The organism is Streptomyces sp. NPDC058663, from assembly GCF_042716745.1.
Taxonomy (GTDB): domain Bacteria; phylum Actinomycetota; class Actinomycetes; order Streptomycetales; family Streptomycetaceae; genus Streptomyces.
Window position 1 is genome coordinate 39,983 of record NZ_JBHXRV010000006.1, and the last position, 23,283, is coordinate 63,265.

Here is a 23,283-nt window from a genome sequence, read left to right on the forward strand (position 1 = left end):
GGGCGTGGTCGGCTCAGCCGACGACGGTCCAGGTGTCCTTGCCCGCGAGCAGTGCCCCCAGGTCGCCCTTGCCGTCCCGCTCGATCGCAGTGTCCAGCTGGTCGGCCATGAGCGTGTCGTACACCGGTCGTTCGACCGAGCGGAAGACCCCGATCGGAGTGTGGTGCAGGGTGTCCGGGTCGGCGAGCCGGGACAGCGCGAACGCCGTGGTGGGCGAGGCGTTGTGCGCGTCGTGGACGAGGATCTGCGACTGGTTCTCCTCGGTCACCGCGACCACCTTCAGATCACCGGTCTGCTGGTCCCGCACGACGCCCTTCGCGCCGTCGGCCCCGAAGCGGATCGGCTCGCCGTGGGTGAGGCGGATGACCGCTTCCTCGGCCCGGTCCTTGTCCTTGAGGGCATCGAAGGCGCCGTCGTTGAAGATGTTGCAGTTCTGGTAGATCTCCACCAGCGCCGTGCCCGGGTGGTCGGCGGCCTGGCGCAGCACCTCGGTGAGGTGCTTGCGGTCGGAGTCGACGGTGCGGGCGACGAAGGACGCTTCCGCGCCGATGGCGAGGGAGACCGGGTTGAAGGGTGCGTCCAGGGATCCCATCGGCGTCGACTTGGTGATCTTGCCGACTTCGGAGGTGGGGCTGTACTGGCCCTTGGTGAGCCCGTAGATCCGGTTGTTGAACAGGAGGATCTTGAGGTTCACATTGCGACGCAGGGCGTGGATGAGGTGATTGCCGCCGATGGAGAGTGCGTCGCCGTCACCGGTGACCACCCAGACGCTCAGGTCGCGCCGGGACGAGGCGAGCCCGGTCGCGATGGCCGGGGCGCGGCCGTGGATGGAGTGCATCCCGTAGGTGTTCATGTAGTACGGGAAACGGGAGGAACAGCCGATTCCGGAGACGAAGACGATGTTCTCCTTCGCCAGCCCGAGGTCGGGCATGAAGCCCTGCACCGCGGCGAGCACGGCGTAGTCGCCGCAGCCCGGGCACCAGCGCACTTCCTGGTCGGACTTGAAGTCCTTCATGGACTGCTTCGTCTCGGCCCGCGGGACCAGGGACAGAAGCGTCCTCCCGGTCTGCGGCCCGGTCGTCGTCTCAGTCATCAATGGCCTCCTTGAGGGCCGTGGCCAGCTGCTCGGCCTTGAACGGCATACCGTTGACCTGGTTGTACGAAATCGCGTCCACGAGGTACTTCGCCCGGATCAGCGTGGCGAGCTGCCCCAGGTTCATCTCCGGGACGACCACCTTGTCGTAACGCCCCAGCACCTCCCCGAGATTCCTCGGGAAGGGGTTGAGGTGGCGCAGGTGCGCCTGGGCGATCTGCACGCCGTCGGTGCGCAGCCGCCGGACCGCTGCCGTGATCGGGCCGTACGTGGAGCCCCAGCCGAGCACCAGGGTGCGCGCGCCTGTGGGGCCTCCCCTGCTCGAACGAAGTTGAGAGCTTGGGGAAGGGTCGTCGACCTCCAGGTCCGGGACCGCGATGCCGTCGATCTTGGCCTGGCGGGTGCGGACCATGAAGTCGTGGTTGGCCGGGTCGTAGGAGATGTTGCCCGTGCCGTCCTGCTTCTCGATGCCGCCGATCCGGTGCTCCAGGCCCGGGGTGCCGGGCACCGCCCAGGGGCGGGCCAGGGTCTGCGGGTCCCGCTTGTACGGCCAGAACACCTCGGTGCCGTCCGCCAGCTCATGGTTCGGTCCGGTCGCGAACTGCACGCGCAGGTCCGGGAGTTCGTCGACGTCCGGGACGCGCCACGGCTCGCTGCCGTTGGCCAGGTAGCCGTCGGAGAGCAGGAAGACCGGGGTGCGGTACGTCAGCGCGATGCGAGCCGCGTCCAGGGCTGCGTCGAAGCAGTCGGCGGGCGTCCGCGGGGCGACGACCGGCACCGGCGCCTCGCCGTTGCGGCCGTACATCGCCTGCAGCAGGTCGGCCTGCTCGGTCTTGGTCGGCAGCCCGGTGGAGGGGCCGCCGCGCTGGATCGCCACGATCAGCAGCGGCAGCTCCAGCGAGACCGCGAGGCCGATCGTCTCCGACTTGAGCGCCACCCCGGGGCCCGAGGTGGTGGTCACCGCGAGCTGCCCGCCGAACGCCGCCCCCAGCGCCGCCCCGATGGCCGCGATCTCGTCCTCGGCCTGGAAGGTCCGCACACCGAAGTTCTTGTGCTTGGAGAGCTCGTGCAGGATGTCGGAGGCCGGGGTGATCGGGTACGAGCCGAGGTAGAGCGGCAGGTCCGCCTGCTGGCCGGCCGCGACCAGGCCGTAGGACAGGGCCAGGTTCCCGGAGATGTTCCGGTACGTGCCCGGGGCGAACGCGGTCGTGGCCGGGGCCACCTCGTAGCTGACCGCGAAGTCCTCGGTGGTCTCGCCGAAGTTCCAGCCCGCCCGGAAGGCGGCCACGTTCGCCTCGGCGATGTCCGGCTTCTTGGCGAACTTCTGCCGCAGGAACGCCTCCGTGCCCTCGGTGGGCCGGTGGTACATCCAGCTGAGCAGGCCCAGCGCGAACATGTTCTTGGACCGGCCGGCGTCCTTGCGGGACAGCCCGAAGTCCTTGAGCGCCTCCACCGTCAGGGTGGTCAGCGGCACCGGGTGCACGCTGTAGGCGTCCAGCGAACCGTCCTCGAGCGGGGACGTCTCATATCCCACTTTGGCCATCGGCCGCTTCGTGAACTCGTCCGTGTTGATGATGATCTCGGCGCCGCGCGGCACATCGTCGATGTTCGCCTTGAGTGCGGCCGGGTTCATCGCCACCAGCACGTTCGGGGCGTCTCCCGGGGTGAGGATGTCGTGGTCGGCGAAGTGCAGCTGGAAGCTGGAGACACCCGGCAGTGTCCCGGCGGGGGCGCGGATCTCGGCCGGGAAGTTCGGCAGCGTCGACAGGTCGTTGCCGAACGACGCCGTCTCCGATGTGAAGCGGTCGCCAGTGAGCTGCATGCCGTCACCGGAGTCGCCCGCGAAGCGGATGATCACCCGGTCCAGGCGGCGGACCTCTTTCTCCGGGGCCTGCGAAGTGCCCTCCGCGACGTGTCCGCGCTGCTCACCGACGACGGAGTCGTGGGCTCCGTCGGCGCCATTGGCTCCGTCGGCCTGCTCGGCCGGGCTACTGACCTGGCTGGTCACTGAACTGGACCTCCCTCAGAGGCGGCTGCTCCGGGACGGCCGGTCGCCCGGCCATTCCGTGGCCACCCTACGTCGGTAAGGGTGGCCTTCCTCGGCCTGCTCACATGATGGACCTGCTGATGAGACACTCCTGTGTCTCGATTCGTCATGATTTATCCGCCCCCCGGCGCGTTGTCGAAGACGCTCCGCCCTCATCCTTTGGTCCTGGTCCTCCCGTCCTGGCCGAAACCCTCCCGACCTTGCTACCTGACGGAGTGTCAGGCCGCCAGTGGGGAGGGTCCGGCCGCCCACCCGGGCCACCGGCCGCGCGGTGTCCCGCCGGCCGTGCCGATCTCCGTCAGGCTTCACACGCTGTTCACGAATTCAGGTACGTCAGCACCGCCAGCACCCGCCGGTGGTCCCCGACGCTCGGCGAGAGCCCGAGCTTCAGGAAGATGTTGCTGACGTGCTTCTCGACCGCCCCGTCGCTCACCACCAGCTGCTTGGCGACCGCCGAATTGGTGCGCCCCTCCGCCATGAGTCCCAGGACCTCCCGCTCACGGGGGGTGAGCCCGGCGAGCACGTCCTGCTTGCGGCTTCGCCCGAGCAGCTGTGCCACCACCTCGGGGTCCAGGGCGGTCCCGCCCCTGGCCACCCGTACGACGGCATCCACGAACTCCCGGACCTCCGCCACCCGGTCCTTGAGCAGATAACCCACCCCCGTGCTGGACCCGGCCAGCAACTCGGTCGCGTACTGCTCCTCCACGTACTGCGAGAGCACGAGTACCCCGATTCCGGGATGTTCCCGCCGCAGCCGCACCGCGGCCCGCACGCCTTCGTCGGTGTGGGTCGGCGGCATCCGTACGTCCGCCACCACCACGTCCGGCAGCTCCCCCTGCGCGGCCAGGTCGCCGACCGTCTTGACCAGCGCCTCCCCGTCCCCGACGCCCGCCACCACATCGTGTCCGAGATCGGTCAGCAGCCGGGTCAGGCCCTCCCGAAGAAGTACCGAATCCTCGGCGATGACCACGCGCACCCTGTCTCCCACGACTTTCCCTGCCCCCAGCTCCGGTGTGTACCGCATCTACTGCCCCCCAGCATCCCAGCATCCGGACCGGGGCGTGCCCGGATGACGGGAAAGAGAGGGGTCGGCACTCCGGAGCCGGACGTGACGGGCGGCTGTCCGCGGCCCGTCACGCCTCTGCTCGGATCAGCCTCGCCAGGGGAGCTCCGCGGTGATCGTCGTGGGACCACCGACGGGGGAGTTCACGACCAGGACTCCGTCCACGGCATCCAGCCGCTCCATGAGGCCCGCCAGACCCGAACCGCCGCTCGTGCTCGCACCGCCCCGGCCGTCGTCGGTGACCTGGAGCATCAGCCGGCCGTCCGTCTCCCACACGTCGACCGAGGCCCGCGAGGCCCTGGCGTGCTTGCTGACGTTCTGCAGGAGCTCGGAGACGGTGAAGTACGCGATGCCCTCGATGGCAGCCGCCGGCCGGGCCGGCAGGTCCACCTCGACCTGCACCGGCACCGTGCACCGGGAGGCGATCGCGGAGAGCGCCGCGTCCAGGCCCCGGTCGGTGAGCACCGCGGGGTGGATGCCACGGGCCAGGTCCCGCAGCTCCTGCAACGCCACCTTCACCTCACCGTGCGCCTCGTCCACCATGAGGGCCGCCGCCTGCGGGTCGTCGGCCAGCTTCTCCTTCGCCAGCCCCAGGTCCATGGCCAGCGCCACCAGCCGGGCCTGCGCCCCGTCATGCAGGTCCCGTTCGATGCGGCGCAGGTCGGCGGCGGCCGTGTCGACCACCACGCCGCGGTCCGACTCCAGCTCGACGACCCGGTTGTCCAGGGCCGAAGGACCGAGCAGCCCGGCCACCATCAGCCGGTCCACCGACACCAGTGCCCGGGTGATCCAGGGGCAGGCCAGCACGACGAGCAGGCCGATCACGCTGACGAGGGCTATCTCGGGAGGCGAGTCGAGATAGATCTGGTGGTCGGCGTCGCCGTAGAACTGCACGCCGTTGCTGCCGTCGGCGGCGCTGAACGTCCACTGGTACAGCGGGTAGGTCAAGGCCGCCAGACCGTACATCCAGAAGGTCACCGAGACACCGAAGGCGAAGATCGCCCACGGCATGTGCAGCAGCCCGTACAGCAGGTGCCGCCAGGACACCCCGCTCTTGAGCACGGACCCGACCCAGCCCATCAGCCCCGGCTTGGCGCCCCGCAGCGGCCGGGGCGAGGGCACGTCCAGACCGAGCAGGAGTCGGGCGCGGGTCCGCTCCATCGCGCCGAAGCCGCGAGACAGGGCGAGGCCGGCCGCCAGCACCGGTATGCCGAGGAAGGTTACCAGCAGTCCGGCACCCAGCGACAGCGTCAGGATTGCACTGACGAAGATCATGATGCTGATCGGCAGGCTGAGCAGCACGTAACCGAATTCGCGCCAGGCGCGGGGCTCGAACGGCGCGCGCAGTACCGCCGGGAGCCGGTGTTCCCGGATCCGAGGTGCGTAGTCCGTGGCCATGGGTGCCGTCCGTTTCTTCTGCATAAGGGTCTTATGAGGGTCTGACGAAGTCTGTTGGTGTCCTCCAAGACTGCCGGTCGGGGACACCCCGGGACCATGCGGTAAGTCGCAGTCTTTTCCTGGGGTTTTCCCCACCCCCCGCCCTGCGGTCCACCACGCCCCGCCGTGTGGTCCACCACGCCCCGCCGTGTGGTTGACCACGCCCCGCCGTGTGGTCCACCACGCCCCGGAGCGGCGCGCGGGCCTACCGGGGCACCCGGATACTGGCCGGTACCCGCTCCCGCCACGGGAGTTCCGCCGTCACCGTCGTCCCCGCCCCGCTCGGCGAGTCCACCGTGAACAGGCCGTCCACCGCGCCCAGCCGGTCCGCCAGCCCGGACATTCCGGTGCCTCCGTCCAGCCGCGCACCGCCGCGCCCGTCGTCCCGTACCTGAATCAGCAGCCGGTCCCCGGAGCGCCACACATCCACCGACGCCGCCCGCGCACCGCTGTGCTTGCTGACGTTCTGCAAGAGCTCGGAGACCGTGAAGTACGCGATGCCCTCGATTGCCTCGGTCGGCCGCTCGCTCAGCTCCGCCGTCACCGTCACCGGCACCGTGCACCGGGAGGCGATCGCGGAGAGCGCCGCGTCCAGGCCCCGGTCGGTGAGCACCGCGGGGTGGATGCCACGGGCCAGGTCCCGCAGCTCCTGCAGGGCCAGCTTCACCTCGCCGTGCGCCTCGCCGACCATCTGCGCCGCCGCCTCCGGATCGTCGAGCAGCTTTTCCTTCGCCAGCCCGAGCCCCATGGCCAGCGCGACGAGCCGGGCCTGTGCCCCGTCGTGCAGGTCCCGTTCGATGCGGCGCAGGTCGGCGGCGGCCGTGTCGACGACCACGCCCCGGTCCGACTCCAGCTCCGCGATCCGCCGCTCCAACTCGCCCGAAGGCGACAGCAGCCCGCGCACCATCGCCCGGTCCACATTGCTCAGCCCCCGGGTCACGTAACCCAGCACCGGCCACAGCACAATCAGACTCACCAGCGTCAGCGCGAAGGTCAGCACCCCCCACGGCAGCCGGATCACCGAGTACAGCACCGACCGCCAGCCCACCGGATCCTTGAGCGCAGTCCACAGCCACGGGAAGAAACCCTCCTGCGCCTGGGCGGCCCGCAGCGGACTCGGCTCCTCCACCCGCACGCCGAGCAGTGCACGCGCGCGTGCCCGCTCCGAACGCCCGATCAGCCGCGCCCCGCCGAGCCCCGCGGCCAGCAGCGGCAGCCCGACCACCGTCACGGCCAGACCACTGCCCAGCACGATGACGATCACCGTGGCCAGAAAGCCGAAGAGCGCCGCCGGGAAGTCGAGCAGCAGATGCGCGGCCTCCTTCCAGGTGTGCCGGCCGAAGGCGAAGCTGTGGGGAGGGGGCAGGTCGGAGCCGGGCTTGTGCGCACCGGAGCTGGCGGTCATGCGCTCCAGCCTGCCGCGCCGCACACCCCGGCGCCATGGGGTGGGCCAGCGACCAGGGGTGGGGACAGCCCCACCCCTGCGCGTGGTCCGCCGGGACACGGTGCCGCGGCCCGGCTCACCCGGGTCACCGGCTGCGCTCGAACAGGAGGGATCCCACCCAGGCCCTAGACTCCCGTGCGTACAGATCGACGACCGACCGCGGCCGATACCGACGAGCGACTGCGGTCGTACCACGAAACACACCACAGGGCGCCGAAAGGCCGGGGAGCGAGGGACGGGACGTGCCGGATTGGACCGTGCCGATCGAATGGGCCGCCGCGCAACCGGCGACCGCGCAGACGGCACCAGCGCACTTGGCGGCGGACTACTTCCAGAGCTACTCGGTGGTCGGCCTGCTCGCCGTCATCGGCGTGCTCTTCGTCGCCGTGGCCTTCGGCGCAGGACGCCTGCTGCGCCCGGTGGTGCCGACACCCGAGAAGCTCCTGACGTACGAGTGCGGAGTCGACCCCGTCGGCGAGGGCTGGGCGCACACCCAGGTCCGCTACTACGTCTACGCGTTCCTGTACGTGATCTTCGCCGTCGACTCGATCTTCCTCTTCCCGTGGGCGACGGTTTTCGCGGCCGCCGGGTACGGCGCCACGACGCTCATCGAAATGTTCATCTTCCTCGGCTTCCTGACCGTGGGCCTGCTCTACGCATACAAGAAGGGCGTCCTCGAATGGACGTGACCCCCGCTCCCCGGGCGGCCGCTCAGGAGACCGCCCCGGCGGGCGCTCCGGTGGACCTGCCCACCCCCCAGCGCCTCGGTGTCCTCTCCCGCCTGGCGCCCGAGTCGATGAAGGTGGTCCTCAACTGGGGCCGCCGCTACAGCCTCTGGGTGTTCAACTTCGGCCTGGCCTGCTGCGCCATCGAGTTCATCGCGGCCTCGATGGCCCGGCACGACTTCATCCGGCTCGGCGTGATCCCCTTCGCCCCCGGCCCGCGCCAGGCGGACCTGATGATCGTGTCCGGCACGGTCACGGACAAGATGGCCCCGGCCGTGAAGCGTCTGTACGAGCAGATGCCGGAGCCCAAGTACGTGATCTCCTTCGGCGCCTGCTCCAACTGCGGCGGCCCGTACTGGGACTCGTACTCCGTCACCAAGGGCGTCGACCAGATCATCCCCGTCGACGTGTACGTACCGGGCTGCCCACCCCGCCCCGAAGCGCTCCTCCAGGGCATCCTCAAGCTCCAGGAGAAGATCGCCCGCGAATCGCTGGCCGACCGGTACGGGAACTCCGGGCCCCGCCCGTCCGTTTCCTCGTTGCAGAGCGGTCTGGTCACGCCCCCGCCCGCCCCGGGAGCCGACCGGTGACCGCCTACGACGCCCTGCCCGACCACGTCACCGAGATCTTCGGCGAAGAGGCCACCGCGGAGCGGACGTACGACCTGCTCACGGTCGACGTGCCCCCCGGCTCGTGGATCACCGCGCTGCAGATCAGCCGTGACGAGTTGGGCTGCACCTACTTCGACTGGCTGAGCGCGGTCGACGAGCCCGGCACCGGTTTCCGCGTGTCCGCACACGTCGTCTCCCTCGAAGGCCGTACGGTGCGACGCCTGATGGTCCGTACGACGGTTCCGCACGAGGCCCCCGTGCTCCCGACGGCCGTCGACGTCTACGCCGGTGCCTCCTGGCACGAGCGCGAGACGCACGAGATGTTCGGCATCGAGTTCGCCGACCACCCCCACCTCGTGCCCCTCCTGCTGCCCGACACCTTCGAAGGCCACCCGCTGCGCAAGGACTTCGTCCTCGCCGCCCGCGTGGCCAAGGCCTGGCCCGGCGCCAAGGAGCCCGGTGAGTCGGAGCACGGCGGCCCCAAGCGCCGCCAGATGCTGCCCCCCGGCGTCCCCGACCCGAACGAATGGGGCCCCCTCAAGGGCCAGCTCCCGCCCGCCCCGGCCCGCCCGGCCAGGGGCGCCCGCGCGGCGGGCGCCGCCGGGGCGGGGGCGGACCGCCCGGCCAGGGGCGCGCGTGCGGCGGGTGCCGCCGGAGCCGCGGGCGCAGCGGGCGCCGCAGGTGCTGCCGACCGGCCGCCCCGCCGCAGCCGCAGTGTGAGCGAGGGCTCGGCGTCCCAGACCCCGGAGCCGACCCCGACGCCGGTGAGTCCTGTGGTCGCCCCGGGGACCCCGGCCGTACCGGGGACCCCGGCCACCCCAGCCACCCCAGCCACCCCAGGGACCCCAGCCACCCCAGGGACCCCGGCGGCACCGGAGGCCTCCGGTGCCCCGGCCGCCCCTGCGCTCCCTGCGGAACCGGAAGCCACCGCCGCGTCCGCCGCACCCGGGGACTCCGCAGAGGCGACGGCTCGGCCCGCCAGTCCGCGCCGCTCGCGCAGCGCGGCAGACGGCTCGGTCGGCCAGACGCCGACTCAGGCGTCCCCCGCGGCCCCGGAAGCGACCGCCGCACCCGGTGCCTCTGCCGCCCCCGTGCCCCCGGAAGCAGACAGCGGTACGGCCAAGCCGCCCCGGCCCGCACGCGCAGCCTCCTCGGACGCCCCGTGGCACGACCCGAAACCCGCCTTCGGAGCCGACCCGGAGCCCGAGCGGGCCCCGGCCGGGACACCTGAGTCCGCCCCGGACGCGGCACCCGAGCCGTCCCCAGCTGCGAATCCCGAGCAGAATCCGGCCGCAGCGCCCGAGCAGGACCCTGCGCCCGAGCGGGACCCTGCCCCCGAGCGGGACCCTGCGCCTGAGCGGGACCCTGCGCCTGAGCGGGACCCTGCGCCTGAGCGGGACCCTGCGCCTGAGCGGGACCCTGCCCCCGAGCGGGACCCTGCCCCCAAGCAGGACCCTGCGCCTGAGCGGGACCCTGCGCCTGAGCGGGACCCTGCCCCCGAGCAGGACCCTGCCCCCGAGCCGTCCGCCCGTGACGAAGACCCCGACCACCCCACCCCCGCCGGAGGCGATACCGCGTGAACGACGTACTCGACGTCGCCCTCCGGCTGGTCCTCGTCTTCGTCCTCTTCCTGGTCCTGCCCCTCGTGGTCGGCCAGGCCGAGCACAAGGTGATGGCGCACATGCAGGGCCGGCTCGGCCCGATGTACGCGGGCGGCTTCCACGGCTGGGCGCAGCTCGTCGCCGACGGCGTGAAGTTCGCGCAGAAGGAAGACGTGGTTCCGGGCGGTGCCGACCGCCGGATCTTCCAGCTGGCGCCTGCCGTCGCCCTCCTCCCGTACCTCCTGGTCCTGCTCGTCATCCCGATCGGCCCGAGCGAGACCGCGGTCGGCCAGGCCATCGACGCGGGCATCTTCTACGTGCTCGCCGTCATGGGCGTCGGCGTCCTCGGCTCCCTCATGGCGGGCTGGGCCTCGGCCAACAAGTTCTCGCTGCTCGGCGGCCTGCGCACGGCCGCCCAGCTCCTCGCGTACGAGCTGCCCATGCTGCTGGCCGCCGCCTCGGTCGCCATGGCCGCGGGCACGGTCTCGCTCGGCGGCATCCTGAACGCGTGGGAGTGGTGGTGGCTGCCCTGGCAGATCATCGGCGCCCTCGTCTTCTTCACGGCCGGGCTCGCGGAGCTGCAACGCCCGCCGTTCGACGCCCCGATCGCCGACTCGGAGATCATCTTCGGCGCGTACACCGAGTACACGGGACTGCGCTTCGCGCTGTTCCTGCTCGCCGAGTACGCGGGCATCGTCATCGTCTGCGGCCTGACCACCGTCCTGTTCCTCGGCGGCTGGCACGGCCCGTGGGGCGCGGACGGTCTCGGCTGGGTCTGGACACTGCTGAAGACCGCGGTACTCGCCTTCGTCGTGATCTGGCTCCGGGTCAGCTATCCGCGACTGCGCGAGGACCAGTTGCAGAAGCTGTCCTGGACCGTACTCATCCCGCTCGCTCTCGCGCAGATCGCGCTCACCGGCATCGTGAAGGTGGCGATCCAGTAGTCATGGCACCCATCCCAGGGAGTGGCCTCGCCAAGGGCCTCGCCGTCACCCTCCGCACGATGACGAAGAAGACCGTCACCGCGCAGTATCCCGACACGCAGCCCGAGCTCCCGCCCCGTACGCGCGGCGTGATCGGCCTCTTCGAGGAGAACTGCACGGTCTGCATGCTGTGCGCCCGCGAGTGCCCCGACTGGTGCATCTACATCGACTCCCACAAGGAGACGGTGCCGGCCGCCACCCCCGGCGGCCGCGAGCGCAGCAGGAACGTCCTCGACCGCTTCGCCATCGACTTCTCGCTGTGCATGTACTGCGGGATCTGCATCGAGGTGTGCCCCTTCGACGCCCTCTTCTGGTCGCCGGAGTTCGAGTACGCGGAGACCGACATCCACGAACTCACCCACGAGCGGGACAAGCTCCGCGAGTGGATGTGGACGGTGCCGGAACCGCCCGCTCTCGACCCGGGCGCGGAGGAGCCGAAGGAGGTCGCGGCAGCCCGCAAGGCCGCCGAGAAGCTCGAAGCAGCCCAGCAGGCAGCCGCGGCGGAAGCGGAGGCCGCAGCGGCAGCCGCTGCGGCCCCGGAAGCCACCGGAGCTGCAGAAACCACCGGGGCCGCCGGCGCTGCAGAAACCACCGGAGCCATTGAGGCCACCGGAGCCACCGGAGCCGCCGGAGCTGCGCGGGCCGACGCGCCCGCCGAGGCAGCGCCGGTCCGCCCCGACCGGCCCGCCCAGGCCGATCAGCCCACCCGGCCCGACCAGCAGGAGGGCCCGGCATGATCGCGACCGCCACAGCGGCCGCCACGGCGACCGTCACAGCGATGGCCACGACGACAGCGACTACGGCTACGGCGACGACGGCCGCGAGCGCCTCGGCGAAGGCCACCTCGTCCCTCGCCGCGGTCAGCCACGGTTTCCTCTCGCCGACCGGCGTGGAGATCGCCTTCCTGCTGGTCGGCATCGTCACCCTCGGCGCGGCCGTCATCACGGTCACGACCAAGCAGCTGGTGCACGCCGCCCTCTGGCTGGTCGTCGCCCTCGGCGGCCTCGCCGTCGAGTACCTGCTGCTCACCGCCGAGTTCATCGCCTGGGTCCAGGTGTTGATCTACGTCGGCTCGGTCGTCGTGCTCCTCCTCTTCGGGCTCATGCTCACCAGGGCCCCCATCGGCCGTTCCCCGGACGCCGACTCGGGCAACCGGCCGGTCGCCCTCGCCGTGGCCGTCGCGGCGGCGGCCGCCCTGGTCTGGGTGGTCGTTGACGCGTTCCGCACGACCTGGATCGACCTGGACGGGCCGGTCCAGGGCTCCACCAAGCTCACCGGCGAGTTCCTCTTCCAGCACTGGGTCCTTCCCTTCGAAGCCCTCTCGGTGCTGCTGCTGGCTGCCCTGGTCGGTGCCATCGTGCTCTCCCGCAAGGACGCGGACCCGGACGCCCCCGAAGCCCGCCCGGCCAAGCGGAAGCCCCCGCAGAAGCCGAAGCCGCAGGCAGCCACCCGCGGCGCGACCCCGGAGGCCACCCGCGGCGGGACCCCGGAGGCCACCCGCGGCGGGACCCCGGAGGCCACCCGCGGCGGGACGCCGCAGGCCCCCCGCAACGCGACCCGCGAAACCACCCGCAGCGAGACCCCCGGGGCCACCCACGGCGAGACCCGTGACGGCGGCGACGCCGGCAAGTCGAAGGAGCAGAGCTGATGCACCTCGCCTATCCCGCCGTGCTCGCCGCCCTCCTCTTCTGCGTCGGCCTCTACGGAGTCCTCGCCCGCCGCAACGCGATCCTGGTTCTGATGTCCGTCGAGCTGATGCTCAACGCCGTCAACCTCAACCTGGTCGCCTTCGACGTCTGGCTCCGCGACACCCTGCACACCGGCCAGGCCCTGACCCTCTTCACCATCGCCATCGCCGCCGCCGAGATCGGCATCGGCCTGGCGATCGTCCTGATGGTCTACCGCAACCGCGGCACCTCGGACATCGACAAGCTCCGTGACACCGCCGAGACGGCCGCCGACGACGGGCCCGAACCCCCCGCGTCCGGCAACGGCCCGGCACAGAAGGCAGAGGCCGCCGCGTGACCACCACGACCCTCGCCGTCCTCGTCCCCCTCCTGCCGTTCCTGGGCGCGGCCGCCGGGCTGCTGCTCGGCAGAACCGCCCCCGGCTTCGTACGCCCGCTGGCGCTGCTGCCCACCGTGGCCGCCCTCGCGCTGGCGATCACCGTGGCGGTACGGCAGGGCGGGGAAGAGGCCGTCGACGCCGCCACCCGGCTCACCCCGACCGGCTCGGTCCCCATCGACCTGGCCCTGCACATCGACGGCTTCGCCGCCCTGGTCGCCGTCCTGGTGACCGTCGTCGCGACCTGTGTCCAGGCCTACTCGACGGCCTACCTCCGCGACGACCCGCGCTACGGCTCGTACGCCGCTCTCGTCTCCCTCTTCACCTCCGCCATGCTGCTCGTCGTCTACTCCGGCGACCTGATGGTGCTGCTGGTCGGCTGGGAGATCATGGGCATCTGCTCGTACTTCCTGGTCGGCCACTACTGGGAGACGCCCGAAGCCCGCGCCGCCTCCCTCAAGGCCTTCCTGGTCACCAAGCTCGGCGACGTCCCCTTCCTGTTCGGCCTGTTCGCGCTCGCCGCCGACACCGGTACGTTCCGGATCACCGGCATCCTCGAATCGGTCGCCATCGGCGGCCTCGACCACCCCACCCTCATCGCCCTCCTCCTGGTCGTCGGCGTGGCGGGCAAGTCGGCCCAGTTCCCGCTGCACACCTGGCTACCGGACGCGATGGCCGGCCCGACCCCCGTCTCCGCGCTGATCCACGCCGCGACGATGGTCGCCGCCGGCATCTACTTCGTGGCCCGCCTCCTGCCCGTCTTCGCGGCCTCCGCCGCCGCCCTGACCGTGCTCGCCGTGATGGCCGCCGTCACGATGGTCGGATCCGCACTCGCCGCCCTCGCCCAGGACGACATCAAGCGGGTCCTCGCCTACTCGACCATCGGCCAGCTCGGCTACATGACCGGCGCCCTCGCCGTCGGCGACGCCGGAGCCGCCGTCTTCCACCTCCTGTCCCACGGCGCGTTCAAGGCGCTCCTCTTCCTCGGCGCCGGCGTGATCATCCACGCCGCCGGCACCAACTCCCTCGCCGCCATGTCCCGCATGGGCGGCCTGGCCAGGCAGATCCCGGACGCGTACTGGACGATGACGATCGCGCTCCTCGCGCTCGCCGCCATGCCCCCGTTCGCCGGCTTCTTCTCCAAGGAAGCCGTCCTGGTCGCCGCCGAGCACACCGCCCTCGGCGACTCCGCCACCGCCCCCGCGGGCGCCGGCTGGATCGTCCTGGTCTCCGGCCTGCTCACCGCCCTCCTCACCGCCGCCTACGCCACCCGCCTCTGGCTCCTCGCCTTCCGCGGCCGTGGCCCCGCCGCCCCCGCCCACGGCAGGCAGCCGCTCGTCATGAGCGTCACCCTCTGGGTGCTCGCCGTCCCCTCGCTCGCCCTGGGCCTGGCCGTCGGGCAGCTCGCGGGCTGGTTCGACGTCCACTCCCTGACCCCGACCGTCACCACCGCCGTCCTCGGCACCGGTGTCGCCGCCGTCGGCGGGATCATGACGTACGCCGCCTGGCGCGCCCTGCGCTACCGGGCCGGCAGCGACATCCCCCTCGGCGCGGTCGCCGCCCACCCGGACGCAGACCCCGCCACCTCCGAGGAAGAAGCCATCGCCACGCACTCCGCGGTGTACGGCGACATCGCCTCCGCCCAGGACCCCGGCGACCCGGGGCGCCTCCTGCTCGGCCCCCTGCACCGCCACGCGGCCGCCGGCTTCCACCTGGACGCCCTCTACCGCACCCTCTTCGTCCGCCCCGTCCAGGCGGGCGCCGAGCTGGTCCGCTTCCTCGACCGCGAGGTCGTCGACACGTACGTACGCGCCGCCGGCACCCTCCCGCGCTGGCTGGGCAACGCCGTCCGCCTCACCCAGACCGGCAACGTGCAGACCTATCTGGCCGCGCTGCTCGCCGGTTCGGTCGTCCTGGCGATCGCCGCCGTCCTCGTCGCCGCCGCCGGAGCGTGAGCCATGATCGATATCAGCGAATCCGTGATGCAGTTCCTTCTCGCACTGATCGTCGCCGGCCCGCTCATCGGCGCCGCCGCGGCCCTCCTGCCGGCCCCGCCCGGACTGAAGGGGAAGTCCCCCGGCCAGGCCGTGCTCCGCCACGGGATCGTCGTCACCGGCGTGATCCTGCTGGCCACCCTCGTCCTCGCGGCCGGCTTCGACCACAGCCGCCCGGCGAAGATGCAGGCAAGCACCGACATCGCCTGGATCCCGGCACTCGACATCCGGATCCATCTCGGCATCGACGGCATCTCGCTCCCCCTCCTCGTCCTGACCGCGCTGCTGACCTTCCTCTGCGCGCTCTACAGCTACTTCAAGATGCCCGCGGGCCCGTCCCCGAAGGCGTTCGTCGCGCTCCTGCTCGTCCTGGAGTCCGGCACCCTCGCCACCTTCGCCGTCCTCGACCTGATCCTGTTCTTCCTGGCCTTCGAGATGGTCCTCATCCCGATGTACTTCCTCATCGCACGGTGGGGCGGCGCCCAGAGGACCCGGGCGGCCTGGAAGTTCATCCTCTACACCCTGCTCGGCTCCGTCGTGATGCTGCTCGGCCTCCTCCTCATCGGTATGAAATCCGGCACATTCGACATGGTGGCACTCGCCACTGACAACGGCCGCGGGCTGACCACGTCCGTGCAGGTCACGGCCGTATTGGCGATCGCGCTCGGCCTCGCGGTGAAGACCCCGATGTGGCCCCTGCACAGCTGGCTCCCGGACGCCCACACCGCCGCCCCCACCGTCGGCTCGGTGCTCCTGGCCGGAGTCCTGCTGAAGATGGGCACGTACGGGTTCGTCCGCATCGCGCTGCCGATCGCCCCCGAAGGCATGCACACCTTCGCCCCGTACCTCGCGGCCTTCGCCGTCGTCGGCATCATCTACGGATCCCTGGCCTGCCTCTCGCTGGCCCGCAAGGGCAACAAGGGCGACCTCAAGCGCCTGATCGCGTACTCCTCCGTGGGCCACATGGGCTTCGTGCTCCTGGGCATCGCCTCGATGACCCCCACCGGCGTCAACGGTGCTCTCTTCGCCAACATCGCCCACGGCCTCATCACCGGCCTGCTGTTCTTCCTGGTCGGCGCCCTCAAGGACCGCTACGGCACCGCCGACCTCGACACCCTCGCCGGAGCCACCGGCGCCGCCCTCTACGGCAGCGCCCCCCGCCTCGGCGCCCTCCTCGCCTTCGCCGCCGTCGCCTCCCTCGGACTGCCGGGACTGGCCGGGTTCTGGGGCGAGATGCTGACCATGTTCGGCGCGTTCGACCCCGCCGAAGGGCTCAGCCGCCCCGCCTTCCTCACCTTCATGGCGATCGCCGGCCTCGGCACGCTGCTCACCGCCGCGTACCTGCTGATCGTCGTACGCCGCGTCTGCATGGGGGAGCGGCGTGAGAACGCCGAGCCCGTAGCCGACGTCCAGGCCTACGAGTACGCCTCCTGGACCCCGCTCGTCGCCCTCACCGTCCTCGCCGGCCTCTGGCCCGCCGTCCTCCTCGGCCTCACCGACCCGGCCGTCCAGAAGCTCCTCGCAGGAGGCAAGTCGTGACCGTGGCCGCCGAAGCCGTGACAGGGGCCGCCCAGGCCGCCGCCCCGTCCGCCAGCCTCGTCCAGTCCGTCGACTGGTCCGCCATCGCCCCGCCCGCCATCGCGGCGGCCCTCGCGCTGCTGATCCTGGTCGCCGACCTGTTCGTACGGGAGGGCCGCAAGCACCTCCTCGGTATCGTCGCCGTCGCGGGGCTCGCCGCGTCCCTGCTCGCGCTCGTCCCGCTGAGCAAGGGCGATCGCAAGACCTTCTGCCTGATCGACGACGCCGCGGTGTGCAGCTACACCGCCGACGACTTCACCCTGGTCATCCAGGTCCTGGTCCTCGGCGGCGCCCTCCTCACCGCCCTCCTGTCGATCACCGCCACCAAGGACGACAAGCTCCCGGCCGGCGAGTACTGGTTCCTGCTGCTGTCCTCCGCGGCAGGCGCAGCCCTGCTGCCCGCTTCCCGCGACCTCGCCACCCTCGTCGTCGCCCTCGAAGTCGCCTCCCTGCCCGCCTTCGCACTGGTCGGCCTGCGGCGCGGCGACAAGCGGTCCTCCGAGGCGGCGCTGAAGTTCTTCCTCTCGTCGGTCACCGCGACCGCCGTGATGCTCCTCGGCGTCAGCTTCGTGTACGCGTCGACCGGCACCATGCACCTCACCGAGATCGCCACCCGCCTCGACGACGTCCCCGCCCAGCTGGACACCCTCGCCCAGGCGGGCGTCGCCCTGACCCTCGTCGGCTTCGCCTTCAAGACGGCGGCCGCGCCCTTCCACTTCTGGGTGCCCGACACCTACGTCGGCGCCCCCCTCCCGATCGCCGCCTACCTCTCCGTCATCGGCAAGGCGGTCGGCTTCTCCGGCCTCATCCTGGTCACCGTCGTGGCCTTCCCCTCGTACGCCGACGTCTGGGGACCGGCACTCGCCGTACTCGCCGCCCTCACCATGACCGTCGGCAACCTGGCCGCCCTGCGCCAGTCCGCCACGCGCGCGTACAGCGCGGTCCGGCTGCTCGCCTGGTCCTCGGTCGGCCAGGCCGGCTACCTCCTGGTCCCGATCGCCGCTGCCGCGTACACCAGCGACGCCCAGATCGGCTCCACCGTCGCCTACGCGCTGATGTACGCCGTCGTGAACCTCGGCGCCTTCGCCGTGGCGGCCGTCGTCGCCCGTACGAAGCCGCTGCACCGCATCGCCGACTACCGCGGCCTGTACGCCACCAACCCGGTGGCCGCGCTGGCCCTCGGCTTCTTCCTGCTCTGCCTGGCCGGCCTGCCCCCGGGCATCGTCGGCCTCTTCGCGAAGGTCGCCGTCTTCTCGACGGCCGTCGACGCGGGCCTGGGCTGGCTGGCCGCCGTCATGGCCGTGAACGTGGTCGTCGCGCTCTACTACTACCTCCAGTGGACGGCCCTGCTCTTCCGCTCCCCGGAGCCCGCGGGGGCGACAGAGCCCGCGGGGGCGACAGAGCCCGCGGAGGCCACAGAGCTCACGGAGGTCCCTGGAGCCACGGAGGCCCCTGGAGTCACGACGGGGGCCCCTGGAGCCACGCAGGCCACCCCGGCCCGCGTCCGCCCCGGCAGGCTTCCCGTGCCCGCCCCCCTCGCCACCGCGATCGTCCTCACCCTGATCGCCGGACTCGTCCTCTCCGGCGCCCCCCAGCTGATCCTCCGCTTCGCGACCGGCAGCCTCTTCCAGTAGTCGCACGACACCACCCCGGACGGCCTAACCGGCCTCCCCGGTGCACAAGGGAACTAGCACTCCCCGCCTGGCGTTGACCAGTGAGGGAGGGTCCACTGAACGTGGAAGCACCACCGAGCCAGGAGTTCCCCTGCCGCACCATTTGGAGGGCGCACCGTGCACCGCCGGCACAACGGGCTGAAGACAGCCGTACTCCTCGGGGGAATGTCCGCACTCATCCTCGTCATCGGGAGTTTCTTCGGCCGTACGGGGCTGCTCGTCGCGGTCCTCGTGGCGCTGGGCACCAACGCCTACGCGTACTGGAACAGCGACAAGCTGGCCCTGCGCGCGATGCGCGCCCGTCCCGTCAGCGAATTCGAGGCCCCCGGCCTCTACCGCATGGTCCGCGAGCTCTCCACCGCCGCCCGCCAGCCCATGCCCCGCCTCTACATCTCGCCGACCCAGGCCCCCAACGCCTTCGCCACCGGCCGCAACCCGCGCAACGCGGCCGTCTGCTGCACCGAGGGGATCCTGCAGATCCTCGACGAACGGGAGCTGCGCGGCGTCATCGGCCACGAGCTGAGCCATGTCTACAACCGGGACATCCTCATCTCCTCGGTCGCCGGAGCCCTCGCCTCCGTCGTGATGTTCCTGGTCAACTTCGCCTGGCTGATCCCCAGCGGCAGATCCAACAACGACGAGGGCCCCGGCATCTTCGGCATGCTACTGATCATGATCCTGGGGCCGCTCGCCGCTTCGGTCATCCAGCTCGCCGTCAGCCGCTCCCGCGAGTACGAGGCCGACGCGTCGGGCGCCCAGCTCACCGGCGACCCGCTCGCCCTGGCCAGCGCGCTCCGCAAACTCGACGCCGGCACCAAGCAGTTGCCGCTGCCCCCCGAACCGCGGATCGAGACCGCGAGCCACATGATGATCGCGAACCCCTTCAGGCCGGGTCAGGGCACCGCCAAGCTCTTCTCCACCCACCCGCCGATGGCGGAACGCATCGCCCGACTCGAACGGATGGCAGGACACCGCCCATGAAGACACTCCTCAACCTCATATGGCTGGTCCTCAGCGGCTTCTGGCTGTTCCTCGGCTACCTCGCAGCGGGCCTGCTGCTCTGCATCACCGTCATCGGCATCCCGTTCGGCCTGGCCTCGTTCCGGATCGGTCTGTACGCCCTGTGGCCGTTCGGGCAGACCGTCGTGGACCGCCGCGACGCCGGCGCCCCGTCCTGCGTCGGCAACGTGCTGTGGCTGGTCCTGGCGGGCTGGTGGCTCGCCCTGGGTCACATCGTCACCGGCCTCCTCCTGTGCGTCACCATCATCGGAATCCCCTTCGGCATCGCGAACTTCAAGCTGATCCCGGTGTCCCTGATGCCCCTCGGCAAGGAAGTCGTCCCCACCGACCAGCCCTTCGCCGCCCGCTGACCCCCGGCGCCACCTCCGCCCCGACCGCCCCTGCTGAGCCGGGCAACCCTCCGCGCCCCGCCCGCGTCTTCCCGTACAGGAGTCCAGAAGTACAGAGGTACGGCAGTACGGAACACGCGACGGAACACGAGCAGGTGCGCGGCAGCAGCTGCTCCCACAGGGGGAGTCCCACATGAGCATCCTCGGCTGGATAGTCCTCGGGCTGATCGCCGGAGTCATAGCCAAGATCCTGCTGCCCGGCCGCGACCCGGGCGGTCTGGTCGGCACCACCGTGATCGGTGTCGCAGGAGCCTTTCTCGGCGGCTGGATCTCCACGCGCTTCTTCGACCGCGAGATCGCCCAGCAGTTCTACGACGGCCCGACCTGGCTCGCGGCCATCGGCGGCTCGCTCGTCCTGCTGATCGCGTACCGCATCCTCTTCGGCAACTCCCGCGCCCGCCGCTGACGCGCGTGCGACGGCGGCTGCACCCCGCCGGCCGAGGGGTCAGGCCAGCCCCGTCTCCCGCAGCGTGATGTTCAGCCGCCCGCCCGCCAGACCGGTCGCCGGATCCCCCGTCCCCGGCCGCACCTTCGGCACCCCGTGGTACGCGAACCGCGACTCGCCCCCGAAGACGAACAGGTCGCCCGAGGTCAACTCCACATCGGTGTAGGGCCGTCCACGGGTCTCGGTGTTGCCCAGCCGGAAGACACAGCTGTCGCCGATGCTGAGCGACACCACCGGCGCCGACGACCGCTCCTCCCGGTCCTGGTGCATGCCCATCCGCGCCTCGTCGTCGTAGAAGTTGACGAGCGCCATGTCCGGCGCGTACCCGTCCCCGGCGTCCGCCCGCTCGTACGCCGCGACCAGCGCCCGGCGCCCCAGGTCGCCGAGCCAGTCCGGGAATTCGGCCACCGGCACCCCGTCAGCCGTACGGACATAGCGGTACGGCTCCCAGTGCCAGCCCACCCCGACAGAGCGCACCGACATCACCCCGCCACCCGGCAGCCGCGTCCGCCGCAGCGGCACGGGCCCCCGCGCCCACTCACGGCACGCCACCACCAGCTCCCGCTGCTCCGCGAGCGACAGCCACCCGGGCACGTGCACGGCCCCCGGCGTCACCTCCGCCCTGGGCAGCGAGAAGAGCCCGCTCACGGCCGCGAGCCGCCTTCAGCCGCCCGCTCCGGGGCGTTGCCGCCCGCGGCCCGCTCCAGGTCCAGCAGCAGCCGCTTGCGCTCCAGACCGCCCGCATACCCGGCGAGCGAGCCGTCCGCGCCGATGATCCGGTGGCACGGGCGCACCACCAGCAGCGGATTGCGCCCGATCGCGGTGCCGACGGCCCTGACCGCGGCCCGCGACGCCCCGATCGACCCGGCCAGCTGCCCGTACGACGTCGTCCGCCCGTACTCGATCCCGTCGACCGCGTGCCACACCCGCCGCTGGAACTCCGTGCCGACGTCCGGTGCGTACGCCACGTCGAAGCGGGTCAACTCCCCGGCGAAGTACGCCTTCAACTGCTCGCCCACCCCGCCGAACAGCTCCGGCGCGAGCCGCCAGCCGTCCCGTACGACCGCTCCGCCCTTCTGTCCCGGCACGGACAGGGAGCGCAGCGCGATCCCGCCGGGCGCTGCCCCGGCCTCCTCGCCGACCAGCAGCAACTCGCCCAGCGGGCTGTCCAGGGTCGCGTACACCGTCATGACCCGCTCCTTACCGCGCGGCATCCGCCACGCTCTCCACCACCGAGTCTGCGCGCCCGCCGACCGCGCTGCTGGCGGAATTCGGACACGGCGACCCCCGGGAGCCCGAGGGTCCCGACACGGCACCCCCCCCCGGGAGCCCGAGGGTCCCGACCCGGCGCCCCCCGGGGCCCCGAGGGGTCGGGACACGGCGCCCGCCAGGGTGCCCGAGGGGTTCGGACAGGTCCCGCGGACGCGAAGGGGGCGGCGCCGGCCGAAGCCGCCCACCACCCCCGATCGCCGCACGACCCTCCGGCCGCGTCCGCGTCATCCCTGGTCAGGGCCTCAGCGGTAGTTCACGAACTGGATCGCGAACTCGAAGTCCTTGCCCTTGAGCAGTGCCTGCACGGCCTGGAGGTCGTCCCTGCTCTTCGAGCTGACGCGCAGTTCGTCGCCCTGCACCTGCGCCTTGACGCCCTTCGGCCCCTCGTCGCGGATGATCTTGGCGACCTTCTTGGCGTTGTCCTGCGAGATCCCCTCCTCGATGGAGGCGAAGATCTTGTACTCCTTGCCGGACAGCTGGGGCTCGCCCGCGTCCAGCACCTTCAGCGAGATCCCGCGCTTGACCAGCTTGGTCTCGAAGACGTCGAGGATCGCCTTGACGCGCTCCTCGGAGTTCGCCTCCATCAGGATCTTCTCGCCGGACCAGGAGATCGAGGCGCCGACGTTCTTGAAGTCGTAGCGCTGGGAGATCTCCTTCCCGGCCTGGTTGAGGGCGTTGTCGACCTCCTGCCGCTCGACCTTCGAGACGATGTCGAAACTGGAGTCGGCCATGTCCTGTGGCTCCTTGATGTGGGTGACGGGGTACGGCGTAAAGCCTGGGCGATACGTCGCAAAGCCTAGCCACCCGCGCGGATGACGGGCACGGATCAATCGAGTGGCGAAGCACCCCTGGTCATCGGGTATCGTTTACGTCGTCCCCAGGGAAAAGCGCCGCAAGGCGAAAATCCACGGAGACATCCCATGGCGGTGTGCCCGAGTGGCCAATGGGAACGGACTGTAAATCCGTCGGCTTAGCCTACCCAGGTTCGAATCCTGGCGCCGCCACAAAAGAAGGCCCCTGATCTGCGGAAACGCAGTCGGGGGCCTTTGGGTTTTCCCGATCCGCCCGGCGACCGCCGAGGCCGGCGGACGGGCCGTCTTCCGAACCACCCGCCGAGCCTCCGCCGGGCCGTCTGCCGAACCGCGCCGATCCGCCCGCCGCGCCGAACCGCCCGCCGAGCCGAGCGCCGTCCGTCGACCCGAGCGCGCCGATCCGCCGCCCCCCCGGCACGGTCCGCCGGTCCATCAGTCCACCAGCCGGAAGGCCAGCTCCGTCTCCCACTTGTCCGGGTCGGGCTGCACCCGCGGATCCGTCTTGTACGTCTCCAGCCGGCCGACCCAGTGCTCGCCGTCGGCCCTCTCTGTCATGTCCCACGCGAGCCCCTCCGCACGGCCCCACGCGAGCAGCGCCGACGCCACCTCGAAGAGCTGGTCGGGGTGGCCGAAATGCGTCACCGTCGCGTACCTGCCCGCAGGCAGCACACCGGCCTTCACGTCACCCTCCGGGGCCGGCGCCAAGGCGACAGGGATGCCCGCCTCGACCTCGAACTCCCCTTCCGGGGCGATCAGGTTGTACCGGGAGAACGGCCCGCCGAGCGGCTCGGTTCCCCGCGCCGCCAGCCATGCGAAGAGTTCCGGAATGCGGTCGGCGATCTCACCGAAGCCGTCCGTCCGGACCCGGCCCCGGAACGCCACGTAGGGCTGTTCGTCCCGCTCCACGACGAGTGGCTCGACCGCCGGCTGCCCGTCCTCGGCCGTGTGGTGCATCCGTCTCCCTCGCTCCTGCCGTTCGAACTCTCCGCGTACATGCTGACGACCGCAGCGGGCCTCAACTCGTCGGCCGCA

General features: G+C 71.4%; 22 protein-coding genes and 1 tRNA gene. 14 read left to right on the top strand and 9 right to left on the bottom strand.

Features of this window, described 5'->3' with window-relative positions:
* Window positions 1–13: 13 nt before the first annotated feature.
* From ACFWVV_RS05995 to ACFWVV_RS06015, 5 genes are all read right to left on the bottom strand, one after another.
* The gene (locus ACFWVV_RS05995; protein WP_384350817.1) at window positions 14–1,093 is read right to left on the bottom strand and encodes a 2-oxoacid:ferredoxin oxidoreductase subunit beta; all 1,080 of its coding nucleotides are present in this window, start codon (window positions 1,091–1,093) and stop codon (window positions 14–16) included.
* Complete coding sequence (locus tag ACFWVV_RS06000) at window positions 1,086–3,101, bottom strand: 2-oxoacid:acceptor oxidoreductase subunit alpha (RefSeq protein ID WP_384350820.1); 2,016 nt, start codon at window positions 3,099–3,101, stop codon at window positions 1,086–1,088. The genes ACFWVV_RS05995 and ACFWVV_RS06000 overlap by 8 nt, the downstream gene beginning before the upstream one ends.
* Window positions 3,102–3,456: 355 nt before the next feature.
* Window positions 3,457–4,164 carry a response regulator gene (locus tag ACFWVV_RS06005; protein WP_384350823.1) on the bottom strand — a complete coding sequence of 236 codons (708 nt, stop codon included), beginning with the start codon at window positions 4,162–4,164 and terminating at the stop codon, window positions 3,457–3,459.
* A 126-nt stretch (window positions 4,165–4,290) separates the two neighbouring features.
* The gene (locus ACFWVV_RS06010; protein ID WP_384350825.1) at window positions 4,291–5,601 is read right to left on the bottom strand and encodes a sensor histidine kinase; all 1,311 of its coding nucleotides are present in this window, start codon (window positions 5,599–5,601) and stop codon (window positions 4,291–4,293) included.
* A 244-nt stretch (window positions 5,602–5,845) separates the two neighbouring features.
* Window positions 5,846–7,045, bottom strand: coding sequence for a sensor histidine kinase (locus ACFWVV_RS06015; RefSeq protein ID WP_384350828.1), 1,200 nt, complete (start codon window positions 7,043–7,045; stop codon window positions 5,846–5,848).
* Between the two features lie 296 nt (window positions 7,046–7,341).
* Here ACFWVV_RS06015 and ACFWVV_RS06020 point away from each other — a divergent pair, with 296 nt between their 5' ends.
* The 13 genes from ACFWVV_RS06020 (at window position 7,342) to ACFWVV_RS06080 (ending at window position 20,128) form a co-directional block, all read left to right on the top strand.
* The gene (locus ACFWVV_RS06020) at window positions 7,342–7,773 is read left to right on the top strand and encodes an NADH-quinone oxidoreductase subunit A (protein ID WP_384350872.1); all 432 of its coding nucleotides are present in this window, start codon (window positions 7,342–7,344) and stop codon (window positions 7,771–7,773) included.
* Window positions 7,764–8,399 (top strand): NADH-quinone oxidoreductase subunit B, encoded by a 636-nt coding sequence (locus tag ACFWVV_RS06025; RefSeq protein ID WP_384350831.1) that lies wholly within the window; start codon window positions 7,764–7,766, stop codon window positions 8,397–8,399. Before ACFWVV_RS06020 ends, ACFWVV_RS06025 begins: the two co-directional genes overlap by 10 nt.
* Window positions 8,396–10,000: an NADH-quinone oxidoreductase subunit C gene (locus tag ACFWVV_RS06030; protein ID WP_384422625.1), complete on the top strand. Its 1,605-nt coding sequence runs from the start codon at window positions 8,396–8,398 to the stop codon at window positions 9,998–10,000. The genes ACFWVV_RS06025 and ACFWVV_RS06030 overlap by 4 nt, the downstream gene beginning before the upstream one ends.
* Window positions 9,997–10,965, top strand: coding sequence for an NADH-quinone oxidoreductase subunit H (locus tag ACFWVV_RS06035; RefSeq protein ID WP_384349848.1), 969 nt, complete (start codon window positions 9,997–9,999; stop codon window positions 10,963–10,965). Before ACFWVV_RS06030 ends, ACFWVV_RS06035 begins: the two co-directional genes overlap by 4 nt.
* A gap of 2 nt (window positions 10,966–10,967) precedes the next feature.
* Complete coding sequence (locus ACFWVV_RS06040) at window positions 10,968–11,741, top strand: NuoI/complex I 23 kDa subunit family protein (protein ID WP_384349851.1); 774 nt, start codon at window positions 10,968–10,970, stop codon at window positions 11,739–11,741.
* A gap of 41 nt (window positions 11,742–11,782) precedes the next feature.
* Window positions 11,783–12,652: an NADH-quinone oxidoreductase subunit J gene (locus tag ACFWVV_RS06045; RefSeq protein ID WP_384350154.1), complete on the top strand. Its 870-nt coding sequence runs from the start codon at window positions 11,783–11,785 to the stop codon at window positions 12,650–12,652.
* Complete coding sequence (nuoK, locus tag ACFWVV_RS06050) at window positions 12,652–13,029, top strand: NADH-quinone oxidoreductase subunit NuoK (protein WP_384349854.1); 378 nt, start codon at window positions 12,652–12,654, stop codon at window positions 13,027–13,029. Before ACFWVV_RS06045 ends, nuoK begins: the two co-directional genes overlap by 1 nt.
* Window positions 13,026–15,023 (top strand): NADH-quinone oxidoreductase subunit L, encoded by a 1,998-nt coding sequence (locus ACFWVV_RS06055; RefSeq protein WP_384349857.1) that lies wholly within the window; start codon window positions 13,026–13,028, stop codon window positions 15,021–15,023. The genes nuoK and ACFWVV_RS06055 overlap by 4 nt, the downstream gene beginning before the upstream one ends.
* Before the next feature lie 3 nt (window positions 15,024–15,026).
* Entirely contained in the window at window positions 15,027–16,601 is a 1,575-nt protein-coding gene (locus tag ACFWVV_RS06060) for a NuoM family protein (RefSeq protein WP_384349860.1), read from the top strand.
* The gene (locus ACFWVV_RS06065; RefSeq protein ID WP_384349863.1) at window positions 16,598–18,274 is read left to right on the top strand and encodes an NADH-quinone oxidoreductase subunit N; all 1,677 of its coding nucleotides are present in this window, start codon (window positions 16,598–16,600) and stop codon (window positions 18,272–18,274) included. Before ACFWVV_RS06060 ends, ACFWVV_RS06065 begins: the two co-directional genes overlap by 4 nt.
* A gap of 156 nt (window positions 18,275–18,430) precedes the next feature.
* Window positions 18,431–19,294, top strand: a complete 864-nt coding sequence (htpX, locus tag ACFWVV_RS06070; protein ID WP_384349865.1) for a zinc metalloprotease HtpX — start codon at window positions 18,431–18,433, stop codon at window positions 19,292–19,294.
* A complete protein-coding gene (locus ACFWVV_RS06075) occupies window positions 19,291–19,683 on the top strand; it encodes a YccF domain-containing protein (protein WP_384349868.1) in 393 nt (130 codons plus the stop codon). Before htpX ends, ACFWVV_RS06075 begins: the two co-directional genes overlap by 4 nt.
* 172 nt (window positions 19,684–19,855) lie before the next feature.
* The gene (locus ACFWVV_RS06080) at window positions 19,856–20,128 is read left to right on the top strand and encodes a GlsB/YeaQ/YmgE family stress response membrane protein (RefSeq protein ID WP_384349870.1); all 273 of its coding nucleotides are present in this window, start codon (window positions 19,856–19,858) and stop codon (window positions 20,126–20,128) included.
* 39 nt (window positions 20,129–20,167) lie between these two features.
* Here the strand turns inward: ACFWVV_RS06080 and ACFWVV_RS06085 are convergent, their stop codons facing one another.
* The 3 genes from ACFWVV_RS06085 to ACFWVV_RS06095 form a co-directional block, all read right to left on the bottom strand.
* Entirely contained in the window at window positions 20,168–20,815 is a 648-nt protein-coding gene (locus ACFWVV_RS06085; protein WP_384349873.1) for an alpha-ketoglutarate-dependent dioxygenase AlkB family protein, read from the bottom strand.
* Window positions 20,812–21,357, bottom strand: a complete 546-nt coding sequence (locus ACFWVV_RS06090) for a methylated-DNA--[protein]-cysteine S-methyltransferase (protein WP_384349875.1) — start codon at window positions 21,355–21,357, stop codon at window positions 20,812–20,814. The genes ACFWVV_RS06085 and ACFWVV_RS06090 overlap by 4 nt, the downstream gene beginning before the upstream one ends.
* A gap of 324 nt (window positions 21,358–21,681) precedes the next feature.
* Window positions 21,682–22,170, bottom strand: a complete 489-nt coding sequence (locus tag ACFWVV_RS06095) for a YajQ family cyclic di-GMP-binding protein (RefSeq protein WP_384349878.1) — start codon at window positions 22,168–22,170, stop codon at window positions 21,682–21,684.
* Between the two features lie 191 nt (window positions 22,171–22,361).
* Here ACFWVV_RS06095 and ACFWVV_RS06100 point away from each other — a divergent pair.
* Window positions 22,362–22,443, top strand: a tRNA-Tyr gene (locus tag ACFWVV_RS06100).
* A 240-nt stretch (window positions 22,444–22,683) separates the two neighbouring features.
* Here the strand turns inward: ACFWVV_RS06100 and ACFWVV_RS06105 are convergent.
* Complete coding sequence (locus ACFWVV_RS06105) at window positions 22,684–23,205, bottom strand: GyrI-like domain-containing protein (RefSeq protein ID WP_384349881.1); 522 nt, start codon at window positions 23,203–23,205, stop codon at window positions 22,684–22,686.
* Between the last annotated feature and the right edge of the window lie 78 nt (window positions 23,206–23,283).

What these genes read in the sequence shown, in the direction of transcription:
- ACFWVV_RS05995 (WP_384350817.1), bottom strand. Translation starts at nt 1,093, where the DNA reads ATGACTGAGACGACGACCGGGCCGCAGACCGGGAGGACGCTTCTGTCC.
- ACFWVV_RS06005 (WP_384350823.1), bottom strand. Translation starts at nt 4,164, where the DNA reads ATGCGGTACACACCGGAGCTGGGGGCAGGGAAAGTCGTGGGAGACAGG.
- ACFWVV_RS06010 (WP_384350825.1), bottom strand. Translation starts at nt 5,601, where the DNA reads ATGGCCACGGACTACGCACCTCGGATCCGGGAACACCGGCTCCCGGCG.
- ACFWVV_RS06015 (WP_384350828.1), bottom strand. Translation starts at nt 7,045, where the DNA reads ATGACCGCCAGCTCCGGTGCGCACAAGCCCGGCTCCGACCTGCCCCCT.
- ACFWVV_RS06025 (WP_384350831.1), top strand. Translation starts at nt 7,764, where the DNA reads ATGGACGTGACCCCCGCTCCCCGGGCGGCCGCTCAGGAGACCGCCCCG.
- ACFWVV_RS06040 (WP_384349851.1), top strand. Translation starts at nt 10,968, where the DNA reads ATGGCACCCATCCCAGGGAGTGGCCTCGCCAAGGGCCTCGCCGTCACC.
- ACFWVV_RS06045 (WP_384350154.1), top strand. Translation starts at nt 11,783, where the DNA reads ATGGCCACGACGACAGCGACTACGGCTACGGCGACGACGGCCGCGAGC.
- nuoK (WP_384349854.1), top strand. Translation starts at nt 12,652, where the DNA reads ATGCACCTCGCCTATCCCGCCGTGCTCGCCGCCCTCCTCTTCTGCGTC.
- ACFWVV_RS06060 (WP_384349860.1), top strand. Translation starts at nt 15,027, where the DNA reads ATGATCGATATCAGCGAATCCGTGATGCAGTTCCTTCTCGCACTGATC.
- ACFWVV_RS06075 (WP_384349868.1), top strand. Translation starts at nt 19,291, where the DNA reads ATGAAGACACTCCTCAACCTCATATGGCTGGTCCTCAGCGGCTTCTGG.
- ACFWVV_RS06080 (WP_384349870.1), top strand. Translation starts at nt 19,856, where the DNA reads ATGAGCATCCTCGGCTGGATAGTCCTCGGGCTGATCGCCGGAGTCATA.
- ACFWVV_RS06090 (WP_384349875.1), bottom strand. Translation starts at nt 21,357, where the DNA reads ATGACGGTGTACGCGACCCTGGACAGCCCGCTGGGCGAGTTGCTGCTG.
- ACFWVV_RS06095 (WP_384349878.1), bottom strand. Translation starts at nt 22,170, where the DNA reads ATGGCCGACTCCAGTTTCGACATCGTCTCGAAGGTCGAGCGGCAGGAG.
- ACFWVV_RS06105 (WP_384349881.1), bottom strand. Translation starts at nt 23,205, where the DNA reads ATGCACCACACGGCCGAGGACGGGCAGCCGGCGGTCGAGCCACTCGTC.